19 protein-coding genes are annotated in these 17,996 nt (G+C 72.9%); 14 read left to right on the forward strand and 5 right to left on the reverse strand.

What is annotated here, in order from left to right:
- Positions 1 to 16 precede the first annotated feature (16 nt).
- Positions 17 to 790, forward strand: coding sequence for a DUF3027 domain-containing protein (locus tag ENKNEFLB_RS05035; protein WP_214058195.1), 774 nt, complete (start codon positions 17 to 19; stop codon positions 788 to 790).
- Positions 791 to 812: 22 nt separating this feature from the next.
- Here the strand turns inward: ENKNEFLB_RS05035 and ENKNEFLB_RS05040 are convergent, their stop codons facing one another.
- Entirely contained in the window at positions 813 to 1,442 is a 630-nt protein-coding gene (locus ENKNEFLB_RS05040; protein WP_214058196.1) for a class I SAM-dependent methyltransferase, read from the reverse strand.
- Positions 1,439 to 1,798 (reverse strand): DUF2530 domain-containing protein, encoded by a 360-nt coding sequence (locus ENKNEFLB_RS05045; RefSeq protein ID WP_246535850.1) that lies wholly within the window; start codon positions 1,796 to 1,798, stop codon positions 1,439 to 1,441. Before ENKNEFLB_RS05045 ends, ENKNEFLB_RS05040 begins: the two co-directional genes overlap by 4 nt.
- A gap of 65 nt (positions 1,799 to 1,863) precedes the next feature.
- Here ENKNEFLB_RS05045 and ENKNEFLB_RS05050 point away from each other — a divergent pair, with 65 nt between their 5' ends.
- From ENKNEFLB_RS05050 to trmB, 10 genes are all read left to right on the forward strand, one after another.
- Positions 1,864 to 3,342, forward strand: coding sequence for an NCS2 family permease (locus ENKNEFLB_RS05050; RefSeq protein WP_214058197.1), 1,479 nt, complete (start codon positions 1,864 to 1,866; stop codon positions 3,340 to 3,342).
- Between the two features lie 82 nt (positions 3,343 to 3,424).
- Positions 3,425 to 4,150 (forward strand): acyl-CoA thioester hydrolase/BAAT C-terminal domain-containing protein, encoded by a 726-nt coding sequence (locus tag ENKNEFLB_RS05055; RefSeq protein WP_214058198.1) that lies wholly within the window; start codon positions 3,425 to 3,427, stop codon positions 4,148 to 4,150.
- A 94-nt stretch (positions 4,151 to 4,244) separates the two neighbouring features.
- Complete coding sequence (locus ENKNEFLB_RS05060; RefSeq protein WP_214058199.1) at positions 4,245 to 4,733, forward strand: GNAT family N-acetyltransferase; 489 nt, start codon at positions 4,245 to 4,247, stop codon at positions 4,731 to 4,733.
- A 101-nt stretch (positions 4,734 to 4,834) separates the two neighbouring features.
- The gene (locus tag ENKNEFLB_RS05065) at positions 4,835 to 5,278 is read left to right on the forward strand and encodes a MarR family winged helix-turn-helix transcriptional regulator (protein ID WP_246535851.1); all 444 of its coding nucleotides are present in this window, start codon (positions 4,835 to 4,837) and stop codon (positions 5,276 to 5,278) included.
- A complete protein-coding gene (locus ENKNEFLB_RS05070; protein ID WP_214058201.1) occupies positions 5,279 to 6,562 on the forward strand; it encodes an MFS transporter in 1,284 nt (427 codons plus the stop codon).
- A gap of 224 nt (positions 6,563 to 6,786) precedes the next feature.
- Positions 6,787 to 7,161, forward strand: a complete 375-nt coding sequence (rpsL, locus tag ENKNEFLB_RS05075) for a 30S ribosomal protein S12 (RefSeq protein ID WP_214058202.1) — start codon at positions 6,787 to 6,789, stop codon at positions 7,159 to 7,161.
- A 1-nt stretch (position 7,162) separates the two neighbouring features.
- Entirely contained in the window at positions 7,163 to 7,633 is a 471-nt protein-coding gene (gene rpsG / locus ENKNEFLB_RS05080) for a 30S ribosomal protein S7 (protein ID WP_214058203.1), read from the forward strand.
- Between the two features lie 86 nt (positions 7,634 to 7,719).
- Positions 7,720 to 9,831, forward strand: a complete 2,112-nt coding sequence (gene fusA / locus ENKNEFLB_RS05085) for an elongation factor G (RefSeq protein WP_214058204.1) — start codon at positions 7,720 to 7,722, stop codon at positions 9,829 to 9,831.
- Between the two features lie 68 nt (positions 9,832 to 9,899).
- Entirely contained in the window at positions 9,900 to 11,096 is a 1,197-nt protein-coding gene (tuf, locus tag ENKNEFLB_RS05090) for an elongation factor Tu (RefSeq protein ID WP_214058205.1), read from the forward strand.
- A 137-nt stretch (positions 11,097 to 11,233) separates the two neighbouring features.
- Positions 11,234 to 11,956, forward strand: coding sequence for a tRNA (guanosine(46)-N7)-methyltransferase TrmB (trmB, locus tag ENKNEFLB_RS05095; protein WP_214058206.1), 723 nt, complete (start codon positions 11,234 to 11,236; stop codon positions 11,954 to 11,956).
- On the opposite strand, the gene ENKNEFLB_RS05100 is transcribed toward trmB, so the two are convergent.
- Complete coding sequence (locus tag ENKNEFLB_RS05100; RefSeq protein WP_214058207.1) at positions 11,941 to 12,798, reverse strand: RDD family protein; 858 nt, start codon at positions 12,796 to 12,798, stop codon at positions 11,941 to 11,943. The genes trmB and ENKNEFLB_RS05100 overlap by 16 nt on opposite strands.
- 20 nt (positions 12,799 to 12,818) lie before the next feature.
- Here ENKNEFLB_RS05100 and ENKNEFLB_RS05105 point away from each other — a divergent pair, with 20 nt between their 5' ends.
- The 3 genes from ENKNEFLB_RS05105 to ENKNEFLB_RS05115 are packed head-to-tail and all read left to right on the forward strand — an operon-like array spanning position 12,819 to position 15,644.
- Positions 12,819 to 13,814, forward strand: coding sequence for a stage II sporulation protein M (locus tag ENKNEFLB_RS05105; RefSeq protein WP_214058208.1), 996 nt, complete (start codon positions 12,819 to 12,821; stop codon positions 13,812 to 13,814).
- Positions 13,807 to 14,820, forward strand: coding sequence for an ABC transporter ATP-binding protein (locus tag ENKNEFLB_RS05110; RefSeq protein ID WP_214058209.1), 1,014 nt, complete (start codon positions 13,807 to 13,809; stop codon positions 14,818 to 14,820). Before ENKNEFLB_RS05105 ends, ENKNEFLB_RS05110 begins: the two co-directional genes overlap by 8 nt.
- Positions 14,817 to 15,644, forward strand: coding sequence for an ABC transporter permease (locus ENKNEFLB_RS05115; protein WP_214058210.1), 828 nt, complete (start codon positions 14,817 to 14,819; stop codon positions 15,642 to 15,644). The genes ENKNEFLB_RS05110 and ENKNEFLB_RS05115 overlap by 4 nt, the downstream gene beginning before the upstream one ends.
- A 76-nt stretch (positions 15,645 to 15,720) precedes the next feature.
- Here ENKNEFLB_RS05115 and ENKNEFLB_RS05120 read toward each other — a convergent pair whose 3' ends face one another.
- Together ENKNEFLB_RS05120 and ENKNEFLB_RS05125 are read right to left on the reverse strand one after the other, a co-directional pair.
- Positions 15,721 to 17,013, reverse strand: coding sequence for a DUF58 domain-containing protein (locus ENKNEFLB_RS05120; protein WP_214058211.1), 1,293 nt, complete (start codon positions 17,011 to 17,013; stop codon positions 15,721 to 15,723).
- A gap of 2 nt (positions 17,014 to 17,015) precedes the next feature.
- Positions 17,016 to 17,945, reverse strand: coding sequence for an AAA family ATPase (locus ENKNEFLB_RS05125; RefSeq protein ID WP_214059330.1), 930 nt, complete (start codon positions 17,943 to 17,945; stop codon positions 17,016 to 17,018).
- Positions 17,946 to 17,996 lie beyond the last annotated feature (51 nt).

Raw genomic sequence — 17,996 nt, forward strand, 5'->3', positions numbered from 1 at the left:
CGTCAGACTCTGCGGCGTGAGGACCCTGACGCGACGCCCGCCCGACGCGACCGCCGCCGGTGCGGTCGACCTCGCCCGCTCGGCGCTGCTCGAGGAGGTCGGGAGCGGTGACGTGGGCGAGCACCTCGGCACCGACAACGAGGGCGACCGCCTGGTCACGCACCGCTTCGGCTGCACCCGCACCGGCTACCGCGGGTGGCACTGGTCGGTCACCGTGGTCCGCGCCTCCCGCCAGAAGAACGTCACGGTCGACGAGATCGTGCTGGTGCCCGGCGACGAGGCCATCGTGGCCCCGGCCTGGGTGCCCTACCGCGAACGGATCCGCCCCGGCGACCTCTCCCCGGGCGACCTGCTGCCGGTCGAGGAGGAGGACCCCCGCCTGGTCCCGACCTACTCCTTCGGCGACGACCCGCTCGACACCGACGAGAAGGCCCAGGTCCGTCAGGTCGCGGGCGACCTCGGCCTCGGCCGGGTCCGCACGCTCTCGCCGGAGGGTCGCGACCTCGCCGCCGAGCGGTGGTACGACGGTGACCCCGGTCCCGAGGCTCTGATCGCGAAGTCCGCGCCCCAGTCCTGCGACGGCTGCGGCTTCCTGGTGCGCCTGGCCGGACCGCTCTCGCTCATGTTCGGGGTGTGCGCGAACGGCGACGCCAACGACGACGGCCGCGTGGTCTCCCTCGACCACGGCTGCGGCGCGCACTCGGAGGCCTCCCTCGGCCGCAAGCACGACCCGCAGCCGCTGCCCGAGCACGTGCTCGACACGCTGCTGGACGACGTCGAGACCTTCTAGGTCCGCAGGGGCCGCAGGCGCGTCAGGCGCGGTCGGTCCCGCGGGCGAGCACCCACACGACGTACGAGTCCGTCGGCGGGTGCAGCTCGTAGGAGCCGTACCGGGCGTCGACGTGCAGGCCCGCGGCCGTCGCGTCGGCGACGAAGTCCGCGGGCGCGTAGTCGCGGCTGGTGGTGGGGCCGTCCACCGGGTGGAAGCCGAGGAGCACCCGGCCGCCCGGTGCCAGCAGGTCGTGCAGGCGGCGCAGCACCGCCACCTCGGTGCCCTCGGCGACGAAGACCATCACGTTGCCGACGGCGACCACGAGGTCGAAGGCCTCCGGGGCGCCCGCCGCCGCCAGCATCCGGGCGTCCACGTCGAGGACATCGACCGGCAGCACCGGCAGGTCGGGGTACGTGGCCTGCGCCCGGGCGACCAGGCCGGCGTCGGGCTCGACGGCCAGCACGTGGTGACCCCGCTGCTGCAGCGCCGCCGCGACCCGCCCCATGCCGGCGCCGGCGTCGAGCACCCGTGCGCCCCGCGGGCACAGGGCGTCGGCCAGCCGGGCCTCGCCCTCGACGTCCTCGCCCTCGGCGACCAGCGCGGCGAAGGTCTCGGCGTAGTAGTCGTTGTCCGACCCGCCGGCGGCCCAGCGGGTGGGGCGGGCCGTCACGGCTGCGGGTCCGCCGGGTCGGCGGGCAGCGGGGGCTCGGGGGCGACCGCCGTCGCGGCCTCGGCCGCCCCGAGGTGCACCTCGCGGGTCTGGCGCAGGTGCCGCCGACGGCGGCAGTACTCCAGGCCGAGGAAGCCGAGGCCGACCCCGGCCAGGCAGGTCCACAGCCACCACAGCCGGTCGGAGGACTCCAGCCGGCCGTAGAAGGGGAGCAGGGCCACGAAGGCCACCACGAACAGGCCGATGCCGACCTCGACCGTGCGCACCCCGTCGACGTCCAGCGGCTCGACGTCGGCGACGAGGTACGTACGACGGCCGATCTCGTGCGCCACCGGTCCGTCGTCGCGCAGCTCCACGCCCCGCACGCTAGCCGAAACACGCCCGTCACCAGCGCGGTGGCCGGTTCTGGCACCCTGCTGCCGTGACGCACACGCCCAGCGCCCCCGCCGCGCGCCCCACCGGCCTGGACCGGTTCTTCTCCATCTCGGTCCGTGGCTCCACCCTCGGCCGCGAGCTGCGCGGGGGAGTGGTGACCTTCGTGACGATGGCCTACATCGTGGTGCTGAACCCGCTGATCCTCGGGTTCGTGCCCGACATCGACGGGCAGTACCTCGGGGGCGGCACCGAGCCCAACCTCCCCGCGATCGCCGCCGGTACGGCGCTGGTGGCCGGGGTGATGAGCATCCTGATGGGCACGGTGGCCAACTTCCCGCTGGCGATCGCCACCGGGCTCGGGCTGAACGCGTTCGTCGCGGTCGCCATCGCGACCCAGATGACCTGGGCCGACGCGATGGGCCTGGTGGTGATCGAGGGCCTGCTGATCCTGGTGCTGGTGCTGACGGGGTTCCGGGCGGCGGTCTTCCGGGCCGTGCCCGGGCAGCTGAAGGTCGCCATCTCGGTCGGGATCGGGCTGTTCATCGCGCTGATCGGCTTCGTCGACGCCGGTTTCGTCTCCCGCATCCCCGACGTCGCGCAGACCACCGTCCCGGTCCAGCTCGGCACCGGCGGGCAGCTGCAGGGCTGGCCGGTCGCGGTCTTCGCGATCGGGCTCGTCCTGGTCGTCGCGCTGTGGGTGCGCCGGGTGCGGGGGGCGATCCTGATCGCGATCGCCGCCGCGACCGTGCTGGCCGTGGTGGTCGAGGCCGTGCTCGACCTGGGCTCGGCCGCGGACAACGGCCCCGGCGGCTGGATCCTGACCGTGCCGAGCCTGCCGGACTCCGTCGGCTCCCTGGCCGCGCTGCCCGACTTCGGCACGCTGGGGGAGTTCAACCTGCTGGGGTCCTTCGACCGGATCGGCCTGGTCGCCGCGCTGCTGCTGGTCTTCAGCCTGATGCTGGCCGACTTCTTCGACACCCTCGGCACGATGACCGCGATCGGGGCCGAGGCCGGGCTCCTCGACGAGGACGGCGCGCCCCCGCGCACCCAGCAGATCCTGGTCGTCGACTCCGTGGCCGCGGTCGCCGGCGGCGTCGGTGGGGTCTCGTCCAACACCAGCTACATCGAGTCCGCCGCCGGGGTCGGCGAGGGCGCCCGTACGGGCCTGGCCTCGGTGGTCACCGGCGTGCTGTTCCTGCTGACGGTCTTCCTGGCCCCGCTGGTCGCGGTCATCCCGTCGGAGGCGGCCGTCCCCGCCCTGGTGCTGGTGGGCTTCCTGATGATGCAGCAGGTCGGCGAGATCACCTGGTCGGACCCGGAGATCGCGATCCCGGCCTTCCTGACCATCGTGCTGATGCCGTTCACCTACTCGATCAGCGTCGGCATCGGCGCCGGGTTCGTCGCCTACGTGCTGATCAAGCTGGTGCTGGGCAAGCCCCGCGAGATCCACCCGCTGATGGGCCTGGTGGCCGTGCTGTTCCTGGTCTACTTCGCGATCGAGCCCCTCACCGCGCTGCTCACCTGACCGCCGAGATGACGCTCGCGGACAGCCGAGATGACGCTTGCGGCGCGTCGAGATGCCGTTCGCGGCGTGCCAGGCTGGCCCGGTGCTGCCCGCGACGTGCCTGAGCCTGCACCGGCCGACCCGCCCCACGGGTGCCGCGGTGCTGGTCCTCGCCGGCTCGAGCGGAGCACGGGAGGACGAGCGGGCCGGTCTCCTCGCCGAGCACGGCGCCGTGGCGCTGGCGCTGCGGTGGTTCGGCGGCCCGGGACAGCAGCCGGGGCCGTACGAGGTCCCGCTCGAGACCTTCCACGAGGCGGTCGACCTGCTCGAGCAGGAGGGTGAGCGCCTCGGGGTCCTGGGCTCGTCCTTCGGCGCGGAGGCCGCGCTCCTGGCCGCAGCCCGCGACCTCAGGACGGTCCACGTCGCGGCGCTGGCCCCCACCCCGGTGGTGTGGTCCGGCGTCGACGAGGTCACCGGGCGGGGGACCTCGCACTGGACCTGGGGCGGGGAACCGGTGCCGTACGTCCCGTTCGACGCGGCGTGCTCGCCGAGCACCGACCCGCCCTCCTTCCGCCCCCTCTACGAGCAGAGCCTGCGCACCGCCGCGGACCGGGTCCCCGCCGCGACCATCGCCGTCGAGGAGATCGGCGGCGACGTGCTGGTGGTCGGTGGCGAGGACGACCAGGTCTGGCCGGGGGCCGACTTCGCCCGGGCGGTGGCCGACCGGCGGAGCCCCACGGGCTCGACACCGCGGTGGTCACCGCGCCCGCGGCCGGCCACCGGGTCGTCCTGCCGGGGGAGCGTCCCGTACGCCGGGGGCGCGTCATGACCCGCGGCGGCACCCCGGCCGCCGACGCCGCGCTCGGCCTCGCGGCCTGGCCGCACCTGTGCCGCGTGCTCGGGCTCCGGGCCGAGGGGGCCCGATGACCACCCCGCTCGCCACGCTCGACCCGGGCCCGCGCCGCTACGCCGTGCACCGCGCCCGCCGCGCGGACGTCCCGGCCCTGGTCGCCCTGCTGCGCGACGACCCGCTCGGCCGTACTCGGGAAGGAGTCGACCTCGGACCGTACGAGACCGCCTTCGAGGCCGTCGACCGCGACCTGGCGCACCTGCTGGTCGCCGTCCGGGACACCGACGACGCGGTGGTCGCGACCCTCCAGCTCACGCTGCTCCCGGGGTTGTCGCGCGCGGGCGCGACCCGCCTGCAGGTCGAGGGCGTGCGCGTCCGCGCCGACGCCCGCGGCGCAGGACTGGGCGCGGCGCTGCTGACCTGGGCGGTCGCGTGGGGCCGGGACCACGGAGCGACGCTGGCCCAGCTGACGACCGATGAGCAGCGCCCCGCCGCCCGCCGCTTCTACGAGCGGCTCGGCTGGGTGGCCACCCACACCGGCATGAAGCTCCCCCTGGTCTGACCGCGAGCGTCACCTCGGCGCGCCGAAACCGTCATCTCGGCTGTCCGCGAGCGTCACCTCGGCGGGAATGCTTAGCAAGGGCAATGACTTATGCTCACGACATGCCGACCGTCGCCCACGCCGCCCGCACCGACGCGGGGCTCGCCTCCGAGCTCCGCCTCTCCGTCATGCGCCTGCGGCGACGCCTCGCCACCGAGCGGCACCCCGACAACGAGCTCTCGCTCGGGGCGATGACCGTCCTCGGCTGCCTCTTCCGCCACGGCGACCTGCCGGTCGGCGAGCTCGCGGCACGCGAGCTGGTCCGGCCGCCGAGCATGACCCGCACCGTCAACGCCCTCGCCGACCTCGGCCAGGTCGAGCGACGACCCCACGACACCGACCGCCGCCTGGTCGTGGTCCACCTCACCGACCTGGGCCGCGCCACGGTCCTGGCCGACCGCCGTCGCCGCGACGCCTGGCTCGCCCGCCGCCTGCGCGACCTGACCCCCGAGGAGCGCGAGGTCCTGCGCCGGGCCGCCCCGCTCCTGGAGAGGCTGTCCAGCTAAGTGAGCCCCACCTTCCGCTCCCTGGCCCACCCCAACTACCGCCGCTACGCCGCCGGCAACCTGATCTCGAACACCGGGACCTGGATGCAGCGCGTCGCGCAGGACTGGCTGGTCCTGCTGCTGGCGACCAACGACGCCGCCGCCATCGGGATCACCACCGGGCTGCAGTTCCTGCCGTTCCTGCTGCTCTCGCCGTTCGCCGGCCTGGTCGCCGACCGGATGCCCAAGCGCCGGTTGCTCCAGCTGACCAACATCGGCATGGCCGCACCCGCGGTCGTCCTGGGCCTGCTCGCCGTGACCGGGACCGCCCAGCTCTGGCACGTCTACGTCCTGGCCTTCCTGCTCGGCGTGGCCTCGGCCTTCGACGCCCCCGCCCGTCAGTCGTTCGTCTCCGAGATCGTCGACGCCGACGACCTCTCCAACGCCGTGGGCCTGAACTCCGCCGGGTTCAACGCCGCGCGGCTGATCGGCCCGGCGGTCGCCGGCCTGTCGATCGCCGCGCTCGGCTCCGGCGTCCAGGCCACCGGTGCGGTGATCCTGCTGAACGGGCTGTCCTACGCCGCCCCGGTCTGGTGCCTGGCCGCGATGGACCCCCGGCTGCTCCACGTGGCCACCCCGGTGGGTCGCAGCCCCGGCCAGATCCGCGAGGCCGTCGCCTACGTCCGCGGCCGCCCCGACCTGCTGCTGATCATGGGCGTGGTGCTCTTCGCCGGCATGTTCGGGCTGAACTTCCAGATGACCTCCGCCCTGATGGCCACCGAGGTCTTCGACAAGGGCTCGACGGAGTTCGGCCTGCTCGGGACCTTCCTGGCGGTCGGCTCCCTGGGCGGGGCGCTGGTCGCGGCCGGCCGCGTCCGCGTCCGCCACCGGCTGGTCGTCGGGGCCGCGCTGACCTTCGGCGCCGTCGAGGTCGTCGCCGGGCTGGCGCCGGCCTACTGGGTCTACGCCCTGCTGTGCCCGGTCCTCGGCCTGACCGCGCTGACCATGATGACCAGCGCCAACACGTTCATGCAGATGAACACCGACGACGGGATGCGCGGGCGGGTGATGGCGCTCTACCTGATGATCTTCATCGGCTCGACGCCGATCGGCGCCCCCCTGATGGGCTGGGTCGGGGAGGTCCTCGGGGCCCGCTGGACCCTGATCGGCGGGGGAGCGGCCACGATGGTCGGGGTGGCCGCGACCAGTGCGGTCTACCTGCTGCACCACCGCCGTACGCTCGCCCGTGGCGGGCCGGCCGCCGGCGACCGCGACGAGGCCCAGGCGGCCGCAGCCGCGTTTTGACCCTCCTGTTGCCGCCCGGTAGCCTCGGTTCTCGTGTCTGGGTCACCCAGACCGTCGAGCGCGCCCCAGGGTCCCGAACCGGGTCCCACCCGCAGATCTGACGAGTCCGGCCGAGCAGGCCGCTCGCGGGCGGGGTGCGGTCCGAGGCACACAGCAGCAACGCAGTACCGCCGTGCCCGGCAGGTCGCCGGGTTCTGATGAGCAACAGGAAAGAGAACCACCAGGTGCCCACCATCAACCAGCTGGTCCGCAAGGGCCGTGCCGACAAGGTGTCGAAGAGCAAGACGCCTGCGCTCAAGGGTTCGCCCCAGCGCCGCGGTGTCTGCACCCGCGTCTACACCACGACCCCGAAGAAGCCGAACTCCGCCCTGCGCAAGGTCGCCCGCGTGCGCCTGTCCAGCGGCGTCGAGGTCACCGCCTACATCCCCGGGGTCGGCCACAACCTCCAGGAGCACTCCATCGTGCTCGTCCGCGGCGGCCGGGTGAAGGACCTCCCCGGCGTCCGGTACAAGATCATCCGCGGCTCGCTGGACACCCAGGGCGTCAAGAACCGTAAGCAGGCCCGCAGCCGTTACGGCGCGAAGAAGGAGAAGAGCTGACATGCCGCGCAAGGGTCCCGCTCCGAAGCGCCCGATCGACATCGACCCGGTCTTCGGGTCCCAGCTGGTCAGCCAGCTCGTGTCGAAGGTGCTCGTCGACGGCAAGAAGCAGGTCGCGCAGCGCATCGTCTACACCGCGCTGGAGGGCTGCCACGAGAAGAACGGCACCGACCCGGTGGTCACGCTCAAGCGTGCGCTGGACAACGTGAAGCCGGCCATCGAGGTCAAGTCGCGCCGCGTCGGCGGCGCCACCTACCAGGTCCCGATCGAGGTCAAGGGCACGCGAGGCACCACGCTCGCGCTGCGCTGGCTCGTCGGCTACGCCGCGGACCGTCGTGAGAAGACGATGTCCGAGCGGCTCATGAACGAGATCCTCGACGCCTCCAACGGCCTCGGTGCCGCGGTGAAGAAGCGCGAGGACACCCACAAGATGGCCGACTCCAACAAGGCCTTCGCCCACTACCGCTGGTGACCACCGGGCGCCGGCCCCCGCCGTACGACCCGGGCCGGCCGGCCCCGACCACCCCCGTCCTCGACGCAAAGGAAGCGTGAGCCCTCGTGGCTGTCGACATCACCACAGACCTGAACGTGGTCCGCAACATCGGGATCATGGCGCACATCGACGCCGGCAAGACGACCACCACCGAGCGGATCCTCTTCTACACCGGTATCTCCTACAAGATCGGTGAGGTCCACGACGGCGCGGCCGTCATGGACTGGATGGAGCAGGAGCAGGAGCGTGGCATCACGATCACCTCCGCCGCCACCACGTGCTGGTGGAAGAAGCACCAGATCAACATCATCGACACCCCCGGTCACGTGGACTTCACCGCCGAGGTGGAGCGCTCGCTGCGCGTCCTCGACGGCGCGGTCGCCGTCTTCGACGGTGTCGCCGGCGTCGAGCCCCAGACCATGACGGTCTGGCGCCAGGCCAACAAGTACTCCGTGCCGCGGATGTGCTTCGTCAACAAGCTGGACCGCACGGGCGCGGACTTCTTCCGCTGCGTCGACATGATGGTCGACCGGCTGAACTCCACCCCGCTGGTGCTGCAGCTGCCGATCGGCGCCGAGTCCGACTTCCTCGGGGTCGTCGACCTCGTCGGGATGCGGGCGCTCACCTGGCGCGGCGAGACCACGATGGGTGAGGACTACACCGTCGAGGAGATCCCCGCCGAGCTGGCCGAGCAGGCCGCGGAGTACCGCGAGAAGCTGCTCGAGACCCTCTCGGACGCCGACGACGTGATCATGGAGAAGTTCCTCGACGAGGGCGAGTTCTCCGTCGAGGAGCTGGAGGCGGCGATCCGTCGCGCCACGCTGGCCGACAAGGTCAACCCGGTGCTGTGCGGCACGGCCTTCAAGAACAAGGGCGTCCAGCCCCTGCTCGACGCGGTCGTGAAGTACCTCCCCTCGCCGCTGGACGTCGAGGGCATCGTGGGCCACTCGGTCAAGGACGAGGACGTCGAGATCGTGCGCAAGCCGTCCGACGACGAGCCGTTCTCCGGCCTGGCCTACAAGATCGCCTCCGACCCGCACCTGGGCAAGCTGATCTACATCCGCGTCTACTCCGGCAAGCTGGAGGCCGGCTCGACCGTGGTGAACTCGGTCAACGGCCGCAAGGAGCGGATCGGCAAGGTCTACCAGATGCACGCCAACAAGCGTGAGGAGATCGCGTCGGTCGGCGCCGGGCAGATCGTGGCGGTGATGGGTCTGAAGGACACCAAGACCGGTCACACGCTCTCCGACCCCCAGCACCAGGTCATCCTCGAGTCGATGACGTTCCCGGCCCCGGTGATCGAGGTCGCGATCGAGCCCAAGACCAAGAGCGACCAGGAGAAGCTGGGCACCGCGATCCAGCGGCTGTCCGACGAGGACCCCACGTTCACCGTCAAGGCGGACGAGGAGACCGGTCAGACCATCATCGCCGGGATGGGCGAGCTCCACCTGGAGATCCTGGTGGACCGGATGCGTCGCGAGTTCCGGGTGGAGGCGACCGTCGGCAAGCCGCAGGTGGCCTACCGCGAGACCCTGCGCCGCGAGGTCACCAAGCACTCCTACACCCACAAGAAGCAGACCGGTGGGTCGGGGCAGTTCGCGAAGGTCGTCATCAACCTCGGGCCGAACATCGACCCCGAGACCGGCACCGGCGCGGGCTACGAGTTCGTCAACAACGTCTCCGGTGGCCGCGTGCCCCGCGAGTACATCCCGTCGGTGGACCAGGGCGGCCAGGAGGCCATGGAGTTCGGCATCCTCGCCGGCTACCCCATGGTCGACGTGAAGTTCACGCTCGAGGACGGCGCCTACCACGACGTCGACTCGTCCGAGCTGGCCTTCAAGATCGCCGGCAACCAGGCCTTCAAGGAGGCCGCCCGCCAGGCCAAGCCGGTCCTGCTCGAGCCGATGTTCGCCGTCGAGGTCATCACCCCCGACGACTTCCTCGGCACCGTGATCGGTGACATCAACAGCCGACGCGGCCAGATCCAGGCGCAGGAGGAGCGGCACGGCGACATGGTCGTCAACGCCCTCGTGCCGCTGTCCGAGATGTTCGGGTACGTTGGCGACCTGCGGTCGAAGACCTCGGGTCAGGCGTCGTACTCGATGGAGTTCGACTCGTACGCCGAGGTTCCCACGAACGTCGCCGACGAGATCATCAAGAAGGTGCGCGGCGAGTAGCGTCCGCGTTCCTCGGCACACGCACACCCGTACGAGTCAGTCAACAGACACATCAGGAGGAGCCACAAGTGGCTAAGGCGAAGTTCGAGCGGAACAAGCCGCACATCAACATCGGCACCATCGGTCACATCGACCATGGCAAGACGACGTTGACCGCAGCGATCTCGAAGGTCCTGCACGACCAGGACCCGGTCGGCAACCCCAACACCGAGGCCTTCGACATGATCGACAAGGCCCCGGAGGAGCGTCAGCGCGGCATCACGATCTCGATCGCACACATCGAGTACCAGACCGCGGGTCGCCACTACGCCCACGTCGACTGCCCCGGTCACGCGGACTACATCAAGAACATGATCACCGGCGCGGCCCAGATGGACGGCGCGATCCTCGTGGTCGCCGCCACCGACGGCCCCATGCCCCAGACGCGTGAGCACGTGCTGCTCGCCCGCCAGGTCGGCGTGCCCGCCCTGGTGGTCGCGCTCAACAAGTGCGACATGGTCGACGACGAGGAGCTCATCGAGCTCGTCGAGATGGAGGTGCGCGAGCTCCTCTCCGAGTACGAGTTCGACGGCGACGAGATCCCCGTCGTCCAGGTCGCTGCCTTCCCGGCGCTCAACGGCGACGAGAAGTGGGGCCAGTCGGTCCTCGACCTCATGCAGGCCGTCGACGACTACATCCCGACCCCGGCCCGCGAGACCGAGAAGCCGTTCCTCATGCCCGTCGAGGACGTCTTCACGATCACCGGTCGCGGCACGGTCATCACCGGTCGCATCGAGCGCGGCATCGTCAAGGTCAACGAGGAGGTCGAGATCATCGGCATCCGCGAGAAGTCGCAGAAGTCGACCGTGACCGGCGTCGAGATGTTCCGCAAGCTCCTCGACGAGGGCCAGGCCGGCGAGAACGTCGGGCTGCTCCTGCGCGGCACCAAGCGCGAGGACATCGAGCGCGGCATGGTCGTCATCAAGCCGGGCACGACCACCCCGCACACCAACTTCGACGCGAGCGTCTACATCCTGTCGAAGGAGGAGGGTGGCCGTCACACGCCGTTCTTCAACAACTACCGTCCCCAGTTCTACTTCCGGACCACGGACGTGACCGGTGTCGTGACGCTGCCCGAGGGCACCGAGATGGTGATGCCCGGTGACAACACCGAGATGACCGTCGAGCTGATCCAGCCGATCGCCATGGACGAGGGCCTGCGCTTCGCGATCCGTGAGGGTGGCCGCACCGTCGGTGCCGGCCGCGTCACCAAGATCACCAAGTGACGAACCCCGCGACCTAGTCGCACCTGCACCACCACGAGAGGCCTCGCCCGTCGGGCGGGGCCTCTCGTGCGTCCCGCCCCGTACGACGTCCCGCCCGTACGCCGCCCGAGCAGCACGCCCGCCCCGTGAGGAGCCAGATGACCGAGCACGCCACGCCTCCGCGTCCGCACCACAAGCTCACCGAGGACGGTCGGCGGATGCGGGAGGTCCTCAGCTACTCGCGCCGCGGGGCCCGGTTCACCCCGCGCCAGCAGGCCGCCTGGGACCTCCACCACCACCGGTGGGTCCTCGCCGAGGAGACCGTGGCCGCCGACGGGTTCGCCTGGGAGCAGGCGTTCGGGCGCCGGGGCCCGATGGTCGTGGAGATCGGCTCGGGCGTGGGGGAGGCCACCGCCGCCCTGGCCGCGACCCGTCCCGAGGTCGACGTGCTCGCCCTCGAGGTCTGGAACCCCGGGGTGGCCGACACGCTCTGGAAGCTCGCGGACGTCGGCGCCGAGAACGTACGGCTCTGCACCCTCGACGCCGCCTGGACCCTCGCCCACCGGGTGCCCCCGCGCAGCCTCGAGGAGGTCTGGACGTTCTTCCCCGACCCGTGGCCCAAGACCCGCCACCACAAGCGTCGGCTGGTCCGTGCGGACTTCGCCCGGATGGTCGCCGACCGGCTGGTCCGTGGCGGGACCTGGCGCCTGGCCACCGACTGGGGCGACTACGCCACCCAGATGCGCGAGGTGCTCGACGCCGAGCCCGGGCTGGTCGGGGGCGTGGTCGAGCGGTGGGACGAGCGGCCGGTGACCCGGTTCGAGCGCAAGGGCCTCGACGTCGGGCGCGCGATCACCGACCTGGCCTACACCGCCCGCTGACGGGTCAGCCGCTCGCGGAAGGCCCGCTCACGGCCCAGCCGCGCCTGGTCGCGCTCGCGCCTGGTCGCGACCACGGCGGCCAGCACGGCCGCCGGCGGCGCGTCGGCCGGCGGGGGCGGGGCGACGTACGGCGCGACCTGCGCCCACAGCGCGTCACCGACGCGGGTGCGGGAGACCGGGTCCATGGTGGCCAGCCGCCCGAGGTACTGCCGGACGGCGAGCGCGAGGCCGGTCGGCAGGGCGGACACGTCGGCCGCGCGGGCCCACCCGGCCAGCGGCGGCGGCATCGCCGGCGGCGCGGGCAGGCTGAGCCGGAACCGGTCGCGCACGACGTACGTGCCGGCCGCCAGGTCGCCGAGCCGCTTGCCGCGACCGTTGACCAGCGCGGTGAAGAACGCCGGGGTGCCGAGCAGCACGTAGAGCTCCACGACGCCGATCAGCGACCGGGTGAACGCGTGCTGGAAGGAGATCGGCCCGGCGTCGTCGCGCACGGTGCGCAGCCCCAGGGCGAGCTTGCCCAGCGTGCGGCCCCGGGTGAGGGTCTCCATCGTGGTCGGGAAGACCAGCAGCACCGACACGAGGGTGCCGATCGAGGCCACGGTCAGCAGGGCCTCGTCGGTCTGCAGCGCGGCCAGCGTGAAGACGAACAGCGCCACCAGCAGCAGCACCAGCGCGACCACCAGGTCGATCGTCCCGGACGCGATCCGCGCCCCGAGGCCGGCCGGCGGGAGGTCGAGCGCCACGGCCTCGCCGGTGACCAGGTCGTCGCTGGTGACGGTGGCGAGCTCGGGCGCGCGGGGCGCGGTGGCGGGTCCGGCCGGAGGGCCTGCGGGCGTCGACATGGTGGACCTAGGCTAGCGGCGTGGACCTCGACGCGTACGTGCTCGAGCACGCCGGCCAGTGGCAGCGTCTCGAGCAGCTCACCCGGCGCGGCAGGCTGACCGGTGCCGAGGCCGACGAGCTGGTCGAGGCCTACCAGCGCGTCGCCACCCACCTCTCCGTGGTGCGCACGCAGGCGCCGGACGCCCAGGTCGTGGCCTACCTGTCGGTGCTGCTCGCCCGGGCGCGGACCCGGGCCGCGGGCACCCGGGTCGGCACCTGGCGGGCCGTGCGCAGCTTCGTGACCGAACGGTTCCCGGCTGCGCTCTACCGGCTGCGCTGGTGGTGGCTGGGCTGCCTGGCCGGCAACGTCGTGGTGACCGGCGTGATGATGCTGTGGCTGCTGGCGCACCCCGACGTCGAGCAGAGCCTGCTCAGCCCGGCCGAGATCGACCAGCTGGTGCAGGAGGACTTCGCGGGCTACTACAGCCAGTACGCCGCGGGCAGCTTCGCCACCCAGGTCTGGGTCAACAACGCCTGGGTGACCGCGCTGTGCCTCGCGCTCGGGGTGCTCGGCCTGCCCGTGCTCTGGTTGCTGTTCCAGAACATGGCCAACCTGGCGGTGATCGGCGCGATCATGACGCGCAACGACGCGGGCCTGCAGTTCTGGGGCCTGCTGCTGCCGCACGGGCTGCTGGAGCTCACCGCGGTCTTCGTGGCCGCCGGGGTCGGGCTGCGGCTGTTCTGGTCCTGGGTGTCCCCGGGCAGCCTGAGCCGGAGCCGCTCGATGGCCCGCGAGGGGCGTACCGCCGCGACCGTGGCCCTCGGCCTGGTCGGGGTGCTGCTCGTCAGCGGGCTGATCGAGGGGTTCGTGACGCCCTCGGGACTGCCCACCTGGGCCCGCCTGGCGATCGGCGTGCTGGCCGAGCTGGTCTTCCTGGCCTACGTCTTCGTCCTCGGCCGGGCCGCCGTCCGCCGCGGCCACACCGGCGACCTCGGCGCCGACCTGCTCGAGGACACGGTGGCCACGCGTGCCTGACCCCAGCGCCCCATCGCCCGGGGCCGCCGTGGAGGTCCGCGACCTCGTCAAGCGCTACCCGAAGCGCCCGACCAACGCCGTCGACGGCGTCTCCTTCGCCGTCGCACCCGGGGAGATCTTCGGGCTGCTCGGGCCCAACGGCGCGGGGAAGACCACCACGATCGGGATCCTGACCACCCGGGTGGCGCTGACCTCGGGCTACGCCGGGGTCGGCGGCGTGGACGTGGCGGCGGACCCGGTCCGGGCGCGCACCGTGATCTCGGTCGTGCCCCAGCGGCCCAACCTCGACCGGTCGCTGAACGCCCGGCAGAACCTGCTCTTCCACGCCGCCTACCACGGGATGGGACGGGCCGAGCGGGGCCGACGGGCCGACGAGCTGCTCGAGCGGATGGGCCTGGGCGACCGCGGCAAGGACAAGGTCGACAACTACAGCGGGGGGATGGCGCAGCGCCTGCTGATCGCCCGCGCGCTGATGCACCGGCCGCAGGTGCTGTTCCTCGACGAGCCGAGCACGGGGCTGGACCCGCAGGCGCGGCTCTTCGTCTGGGACCAGGTGCGCGAGCTCCGCGCCGCCGGGACGACCGTGGTGGTCACCACCCACGACATGGACGAGGCCGCCGAGATCAGCGACCGGGTCGGGATCATGGACCACGGCACCCTGCTCGCCCTGGACACGCCCGACGCCCTGACCCGCACGCTGCCCGGGGACTCCACGGTCGACCTCGTGCTGGGCGACGTCGCCGCCGCCCGGGAGCCCGACCTGCGCGACGCGCTGGGCGGCCTGACCGGCGTACGACGGGTGGAGGACGTGGGCGGGGACGCCGCCCGGCCGCCGGGGGAGCGGGACCTGCGGGTACGGCTCTACCTCGACGTGCCCGGGGCGTCGGTGCTCGGGTCCGCCGCGGAGGCGGTCGAGCGGCACGGCGCGCGGCTGCTGTCGGTGGCCCTGGGCGAGCCGACCCTCGAGGACGTCTTCATCTCGCTCACCGGGAGGGACCTGCGATGACCGCGCCCACGGAACCCGAGGCCGCCGCACTGGTGCCGGCGGCCCCACGCAGCCCGTCGGTCGGGAAGGCGTTCCTTGGCCTGCTGGGACGCGACGTCTTCGTCACCGGACGCGAGCTGGGCAGCTTCCTGGCCCAGGTGCTGCTGCAGCCGATCTTCCTGCTGTTCGTCTTCGGCAAGGTCCTCGGCGACCTCGGCTACGTCCAGGGCGGGTTCGAGCTGGTCCTGCTGCCGGGCGTGATCGCCTTCACCGGCTTCCTGACTGCGCTCCAGAACACCGCGCTGCCGCTGGTCATCGACTTCTCCTTCACCAAGGAGATCGAGGACCGGCTGCTCGCACCGCTGCCGACGTCCCTGGTGGCGGTCGAGAAGATCGTCTTCGCGACCCTGCGCGGGCTGATCGCCTCGGCGATGATGTTCCCGCTCGGGCTGCTGATCCTGGGCTCGGTGCCGATCACCTGGGCGGCGGTGCCGCTGGTCTCGCTCGGGCTGGTCCTCGGCTCCCTGGTCGGGGCCGCGCTCGGGCTGGTCCTCGGCACGCTGGTCACCGCGTCGAAGATCAACGTGGTCTTCGCGGTCGTGCTGACGCCGCTGCTGTTCACCGGCTCGACCCAGTTCCCGTGGAGCCAGCTCGACGGCCTGCGGTGGTTCCAGGTGGTCTGCGCGCTCAACCCCCTGACGTACGTCAGCGAGCTGGTCCGCGGCCAGATGGTGCCGCAGGTCGAGTCGATCCCGGCGTGGGTGTGCCTGCTGGCCTGCGTGGGCTTCCTGGTGCTGTTCACCGCGGTCGGCCTGCGCGGCTTCCGCCGCCGCGCGGTCGACTGAGGGACGGTCCGGGCGCCGCGAGCGTCACCTCGAGGCGCCGCGAGCGTCATCTCGGCCGGTCGGGAGCGTCACCTCGTCAGAGCAGGCCGCGGGCCTTCAACGACAGGTAGTGGTCGGCCAGGGCCGGGGGGAGGTGCTCGGCGTCGGCGTCGACTACGTGGACCCCGAGGCCGGCGAGCAGCTCGGCGGTGCGGACGCGTCGGCGCAGCTCCTGCTCGGCGGCGGCCGCGGCGTAGACCTCGCCCACGTCGTCGCGGCGGCGCGCCATCCGCTCGAGCTCGGGGTCGCGCACCGAGGCCACCACGACCCGGTGGTGCGCGGTCAGCACGGGCAGCACGGGCAGCAGGCCCTGCTCGACCGCGGCCGGCTCGAGCGGGGTCAGCAGCACGACCAGGGCGCGCTGGCGGCCCAGGGCCGACACGGCGCCGGCCAGCGAGCGCCAGTCGGCCTCGGCGATGACCGGCTCGAGGTCGGCCAGGACGTCCTGCATCCGCCCGACCACCTCCCGCGTCCCGGCGGTACGCAGGCGGGCGCGGACCCGGCGGTCGCCGGCGACGAGGTCGACCCGGTCGCCGGCGCGGGCGGCCAGTGCCCCGAGCAGCAGCGCGGCGTCCATCGCGGAGTCCAGCCGCGGCACGTCGTCGACCCGCCCGGCCGAGGTGCGCGAGGTGTCGAGCACCAGCACCACGCGCCGGTCGCGCTCGGGCTGCCAGGTGCGGACCACGACGTCGCGGTTGCGGGCGCTGGCGCGCCAGTCGATCGAGCGCACGTCGTCGCCGCGGACGTACTCCCGCAGCGAGTCGAACTCGGTGCCCTGCCCGCGCACGCGCACGGCGGCGCGGCCGTCGAGCTCGCGCAGCCGGGCGAGCCGCGAGGGGAGGTGCTTGCGCGAGTCGAAGGGCGGCAGGGAGCGCACGGTCCCCGGCACGTCGAGGGTGGCCTGGCGTGCCACCAGCCCGAGCGGGCCGCGCGAGCGGACCGTCACGCCCAGCGCACGGAGGTCGCCGCGGCGGGTCGGCTGCAGCGCGGTGCGCAGCCGCAGCGCGGCCCCGGGTCGCAGGTCGACCAGGTGCCGGTCGTCGCCGGCGCCGGCGCTGGGCGGCCAGGCGTCGCGCACCAGCAGCCGCAGCCGACGGGTGCCGGGGTTGCGCGCCAGCACCTCGGTCGCGGTGGGGTGGCCCAGCCGGACGGGGCCGACCTCGGCGCGCTCCAGCACGACCGTCGACGGGCGGGGGGCGGCGTACCGGTCGACCGCGCACACCACGGCCACCACGAGCAGCCACAGCCACAGCGTGGAGGCCGAGGGGCGCAGCACCAGCGGCAGCAGCCCCAGCAGCACCAGCAGCGGGACCCGTCCCGAGAGCGCCATGCTCAGCGGGGGACGGGCACGGAGGCCAGCGCGGAGCCGAGCACCGCTCCCACGTCGACGCCCTCGAGCTCGGCCTCGGGTCGCAGCGCCAGCCGGTGCACGAGCGTGGCGTGCGCCAGCGCCTTCACGTCGTCGGGCGTCACGTAGCCGCGCCCGGTCAGCCAGGCCCAGGCCCGCGCGGCGCGGAGCAGCGCGGTGGCGCCGCGGGGGCTGACCCCCAGGCCCAGCGACGGCGACTGCCGGGTGGCCCGGGCGATGTCGACGACGTAGCCCGCGACCTCCGGCGCGACCTGCACCCGGGTCACCGCCTGCTGGCCGGCCAGCACGTCCTCGGCGCCGGCCACCGGACGGACGCCGGCCGCGGCGACGTCCCGGGGGTCGAAGCCGTCCGCGTGGCGGCGAAGGATCTCCATCTCGTCCTCGCGCCCGGGGATCGGCAGCACCACCTTGAGCAGGAACCGGTCCAGCTGGGCCTCCGGCAGCGGGTAGGTGCCCTCGTGCTCGACGGGGTTCTGGGTGGCCGCGACCAGGAACGGACGGGGCAGCGGGCGCGAGACGCCGTCCACCGAGACCTGGCCCTCCTCCATCGCCTCCAGCAGCGCCGACTGCGTCTTGGGCGGGGTCCGGTTGATCTCGTCGGCCAGCAGCAGGTTCGTGAAGACCGGGCCCTCGCGGAAGCTCAGCGCGCCCGCACCCGAGTCGATGACCATCGACCCGGTGATGTCGCCGGGCATCAGGTCGGGGGTGAACTGCACCCGGCTGGTGCGGACCGACAGGCTGGCGGCCAGCGAGCGGACCAGCAGCGTCTTGGCCGTGCCGGGCACGCCCTCCATCAGCACGTGGCCGCCGCACAGCAGCGCGACGAGCAGCCCCGACACCGCGGCGTCCTGCCCGACGACGGCCTTGGCGACCTCGGCCCGGACGGCGGCCAGGCGTTCCCGGGCCTCCGGGTGGGCCGGCGGCGGCGTCGGACGGGTCGCCTG

This window comes from Nocardioides aquaticus (genome assembly GCF_018459925.1).
GTDB lineage: Bacteria > Actinomycetota > Actinomycetes > Propionibacteriales > Nocardioidaceae > Nocardioides > Nocardioides aquaticus.

What these genes read in the sequence shown, in the direction of transcription:
- ENKNEFLB_RS05065 (WP_246535851.1), top strand. Translation starts at nt 4,835, where the DNA reads ATGCCGACCGTCGCCCACGCCGCCCGCACCGACGCGGGGCTCGCCTCC.
- ENKNEFLB_RS05120 (WP_214058211.1), bottom strand. Translation starts at nt 17,013, where the DNA reads ATGGCGCTCTCGGGACGGGTCCCGCTGCTGGTGCTGCTGGGGCTGCTG.
- ENKNEFLB_RS05115 (WP_214058210.1), top strand. Translation starts at nt 14,817, where the DNA reads ATGACCGCGCCCACGGAACCCGAGGCCGCCGCACTGGTGCCGGCGGCC.
- ENKNEFLB_RS05060 (WP_214058199.1), top strand. Translation starts at nt 4,245, where the DNA reads ATGACCACCCCGCTCGCCACGCTCGACCCGGGCCCGCGCCGCTACGCC.
- trmB (WP_214058206.1), top strand. Translation starts at nt 11,234, where the DNA reads ATGACCGAGCACGCCACGCCTCCGCGTCCGCACCACAAGCTCACCGAG.
- rpsG (WP_214058203.1), top strand. Translation starts at nt 7,163, where the DNA reads ATGCCGCGCAAGGGTCCCGCTCCGAAGCGCCCGATCGACATCGACCCG.
- ENKNEFLB_RS05100 (WP_214058207.1), bottom strand. Translation starts at nt 12,798, where the DNA reads ATGTCGACGCCCGCAGGCCCTCCGGCCGGACCCGCCACCGCGCCCCGC.